The 4,406-nt window shown below is 60.7% G+C and carries 4 protein-coding genes and 1 pseudogene; all 5 read left to right on the forward strand.

What is annotated here, in order from left to right; translation table 11 throughout:
- The coding region (locus tag CFR72_RS16320) for a MotA/TolQ/ExbB proton channel family protein (protein WP_110914775.1) at positions 1–828 on the forward strand (828 nt) is incomplete at its 5' end.
- A gap of 2 nt (positions 829–830) precedes the next feature.
- Positions 831–1,253 (forward strand): ExbD/TolR family protein, encoded by a 423-nt coding sequence (locus tag CFR72_RS16325; protein WP_110914776.1) that lies wholly within the window; start codon positions 831–833, stop codon positions 1,251–1,253.
- Positions 1,254–1,313: 60 nt separating this feature from the next.
- A complete protein-coding gene (locus CFR72_RS16330; protein ID WP_110914777.1) occupies positions 1,314–1,751 on the forward strand; it encodes an ExbD/TolR family protein in 438 nt (145 codons plus the stop codon).
- 54 nt (positions 1,752–1,805) lie between these two features.
- Positions 1,806–2,345 carry a hypothetical protein gene (locus tag CFR72_RS17380; protein ID WP_146220770.1) on the forward strand — a complete coding sequence of 180 codons (540 nt, stop codon included), beginning with the start codon at positions 1,806–1,808 and terminating at the stop codon, positions 2,343–2,345.
- 363 nt (positions 2,346–2,708) lie between these two features.
- Positions 2,709–4,292 (forward strand): annotated as a pseudogene (locus CFR72_RS16335) (TonB-dependent receptor plug domain-containing protein); the annotation flags it as partial.
- Positions 4,293–4,406: the final 114 nt, after the last annotated feature.

The following is a 4,406-nucleotide window of genomic DNA, read 5'->3' on the forward strand; positions in this document are numbered from 1 at the left end:
CCCGCGCCGGCCGCCGATGCGCCTGCTCCCGCCCCCGCCGCAGAGGCACCCGCCCCGGCCCCGGATGCGCCCCCGCCGCCGCCCGCGCCCGAAGGCAACCCGTATGGCCTTGGCGCCCTGTGGGCCAATGGTGACTTCATCGCCCGTGGCGTCCTGCTGATCATGGTGTTCATGTCGGTCGGCACCTGGGTCATCATGATCAAGAAGTTCTTCGAGCAGGCCAGCCTGTTCAGTGCGGCAAAGGACGTGACGGCCAAGTTCTGGACCAAGCCGACGATCAAGCAGGGTGCGGAAGCGCTGCCCCAGAACTCGCCCTTCCGCTACATCGCGGAAACCGGCGTGAAGGCGGCGGAACATCATGAAGGCACCATGCAGGAATCCATCGACCTGCATTCGTGGACGACGATGTCGATCCAGCGTTCGGTCGATCTGATCCAGACGCGCCTGCAGGGTGGGCTTGCGTTCCTTGGGACCGTGGGTTCGACCTCCCCGTTCGTCGGCCTGTTCGGCACGGTCTGGGGCATCTATCACGCGCTGACGGCCATCGGCATTGCCGGTAACGCCTCGATCGACAAGGTCGCGGGCCCGGTCGGTGAATCGCTGATCATGACGGCCATCGGCCTCGGCACCGCGGTGCCGGCGGTTCTGGGCTACAACCTGCTTGTCCGCCGCAACAAGGGTGCGATGGATCTGGTGCGCAACTTCGCTGCCGACTTGCAGTCCATCCTGATGGGCGGCTATCGTCATGGCACCGATCCGCAGGACACGATTGCGGTTCGTCCGGACAACTCTCCTACAACCACGACTATTGACAATCGGGTGGCCTGATCATGGGAATGCAAGTTGGAGGTGGCGGCGATGAAGACGAGGTGGTGTCGGCCATCAACACCACACCGCTTGTCGACGTCATGCTGGTGCTGCTGATCATCTTTCTGATCACCATTCCAGTTGCGACGCACACCATCACGGTAAAGCTGCCGATGGATGCAAACCAGCCGACCCGCACCGCGATCGATAACGTCGTGATCGCGGTGACGTCGAAGGGGCAGGCCTACTGGGGGGAAACCCCGCTGAATGGCTATGCCGACCTGGAGGCGCATCTGGAACATGCCGCAGCACAGAAGCCGCAGCCGCAGATCCAGATCCGCGGCGACATGGCGGCCAAGTATGAGGCAGTCGGCAAGGTGATCGCAGCCTGTCAGCAGGCGGGGATCATTCATATTGACTTCATTACCGAACAGCCCCACGGCTGATCCTCGGTATCCATTCCCGGCCGGGAGGTTTTCCCGGCCACTTCTGGGAGAATACGCGCCATGGGCATGAATGTCGGGTCCAGCAGCACGACAGAGGACGAAGGTATTGTAGATATCAATACCACGCCCCTGATTGACGTCATGCTTGTGCTGCTGATCATGCTGATCATTACCATCCCGATGCAGACGCATTCGGTTTCACTGGATCTGCCGCAGGGGAATCCGCCTCCCTCGACCGAGCCTGACCCGCAGATTGATACGGTGTCGATCGATTTTGACAACACGATCACCTGGAACGGCGACCCGGTGCCTGATGAAGCCGCCCTGCAGGCGCACTTTACCGAAGCCGCGTCCATGCCGGTGCAGCCGGAAATGCATATCCATCCGGATCGCCTGGCCAGATACAAGACCGTGGCCCATGTCCTTGCCGATGCGCAGCGTCTGGGCATCACCAAGCTGGGTATCATCGGCAACGATCAGTTCATGGACGCACAGTAAGGCGCGCTGCCTTTTTGTGTTGTAATTGCCGGGTTCTGAAAAACGGCCTTTCGCGTGTCCCTGACATCGCGGAAGGCCGTTTTTTCGTATCTGTTGCGGGGAGCGTGTCTGCATCGCATCCGGCGGTTTCATGGTGCCCGGTTGAGGGAAAATCAGCGGCCGCAGGTGGCGGCGTTGAAAAGGGCGGCAGTTCCTGAAATTTTTGGGAAAAGGGGCTGCACCACAAACGTCCGGATGATGTGCGTGATGCTTCGTGGGATGGTGGAAACGGGTTTCCTGTTTCATGCCCTTTGCAAAACGATCTTCCTGTTTCCTGCGACTCAGGGGACAGAAACCGGGTTTGTGCACCGGATCGGGGTGTCAGGGAAAAAGAAACGCCCTGTTGCTGATTTTGCATCCGGTTTTGGCGGGCTTTTGGATCCGGGTGGGTCACGAAGTGCCGTCCGGTTGTGGCCGCGATTGCAAACTGTACAAATACAGCAAAAACAGTCCCGTAAAATTGTCGGTTTCCGGTCGGTTCGTTCCGGTGCCGATCTGCCGTGCCACACCTGCGGATCGGGACGGAAGCGATGCGGCGCGCATGCAGGTACATAAACAGCCTGTTGCCTTTTTTACCCTTTCCCCCGTCATCTTATTTCCTTTAGGTCAACAGAAGGTTCTCGGGTATGCGATCCCTTCATGTGTCCGTGCATGGCGTAGTGGCCGTGCGGTGCGGGCGGCATGGGGGGCGATCTGCTGAACGGATGTCCGGATGGACGCCCTCGGGGGAGGTGTCGTCCTGCCTGTAACCGGATCGGGAAAGTAACAGTGTTTGGGGGGACTGATGAACATCACGCTGAAATGCACTGCCCTGCCACCTGCGACCATGCTGTCAGCCGTTGACCTGAGCGTGCCATGCAATGTGGGACATGTGTCCCGGAAAGGGGAAGCATCGTGATGCGTGACGGATCATTACGTATGCGCACGACAGGGGGCAGAGGTATCATGGGAAAGAATGCAACGGGTCTGCGCGCGCGGCTGTGTGCGGTGTCATGCCTTGTCGGTGCGGGGCTGGTGCTCGCGGGGAACACGGGCCGGGCACATGCGGCGACATCCACGCAGACTGCCGCGCACCGCATCACGCCGCGGGGCACCACCACGCACACTGCGGCACAGGTGCATCGTGCCGCCGGGACGTCCACCGCGCCACAGGCGGCCGCGCATCCCGCGAGCGTGCCTGCCACGCCAGAGGTCATCCATGTTTCGCGTGCCCGTGACGCCCGCGATGGCGGGGGCGGCATGATGCGCCTGGAAACCGCGCCGCATGCGGTCCAGACCGTGGGCAAGCAGTATATCGAGATGCGCAGCCCCACCAGCACGGGGCTGGACCTCGTCAAGAACCTGCCCAGCCTGAACGTCACGACCCCGGATTCCTCCGGCATGGAGGGCGGGCAGATTCAGGTGCGCGGCCTGACGGACCTCGACATGGGGCTGATGCTTGATGGCGCGCCGGCGGCGGCGGCGAAATACCTGGCGGAGAACATCGATTCCGAAAACCTCGAAAGTGTCGAGGTCACGCCGGGCAGCGCGGGCACGGACCTGCCGGTGATGTCGGCGGCAGGCGGCGTGATGAATGAACGTTCGCACACCGCGTCGCACAAGTTCGGCGGCATGACGGATTTTTCGTATGGCACGAACAACCTGTCGCGCGAATTCATCCGCCTTGAATCGGGTGACATCGGCAATACCGGCGTGCGCAGTTTCTTCTCCTTCTCCAACTCGCACGCGCGGTCATGGATGGGGTCGGGCATCAACCAGCGCAAGCATATTGATTTCGGGTTGCAGAAGGACTGGCAGAACGGATCGACGGCGCGGCTGTTCCTGTCGTGGAATTCCGAGGATTTCACGATCGATTCCTATCCCGACGCCACGGCGTTCTACAATTACAAGCATACCGGCGTTGGCTATGGCCGCAATTCCGACCCTTCCAGCGACAATTACTGGAAGAACAACAACGATCACTGGAACCAGATCTTCCTGACCGCGCCGGTCCATGTGGTGCTGCCGTCGCGCTTCTCCCTCGACCTGCAGCCCTATTTCAGCTTCGGGCAGGGATGGGATGGCTCGCCCGGCGGGACGACGGCATCGGACGGGTCGTACAGCACGCTCTTTGGCCCTTCGGTGGCCTATTACAACAACGGGCAGCTTGCGACCAACCAGAACCTGACCAACTACTTCCTCCAGAACGAGGTGCGGCAGGTCGGTGCGGTGGCCAAGCTGAATTACCAGATCGACGCGCACAACCATTTCTCGGTCGGGTACTGGTATGAAAATGCCCAGACCATCCAGTCCTATCCGCTCAGCGCCACGATGGCCAATGGCGCGGACCCCAGCCCCAACTGGGCGCAGTACCAGATCAACGGCAACGCCGTGTTCGGGCAGACGGCGGGGTATGAACTGCATTCGCTGTTCGTGCAGGACACGGCGAAATATTTCAACGACCGCCTGACGATCCATGCGGGCTTCAAGTTCGTGATGTCCAATGCGTGGAACAAGCAGTGGATGAACCACAGTTCCGGGACTATCCTGAATTTTGTGCGGTGTGGTGATAAATTGCTCGAAGAGGAGCCCCCGCATGAGCATTGATAAAGACCTCCTGGACCGCCTGATGGAAGG

This window comes from Gluconacetobacter entanii (assembly GCF_003206495.1).
GTDB lineage: Bacteria > Pseudomonadota > Alphaproteobacteria > Acetobacterales > Acetobacteraceae > Novacetimonas > Novacetimonas entanii.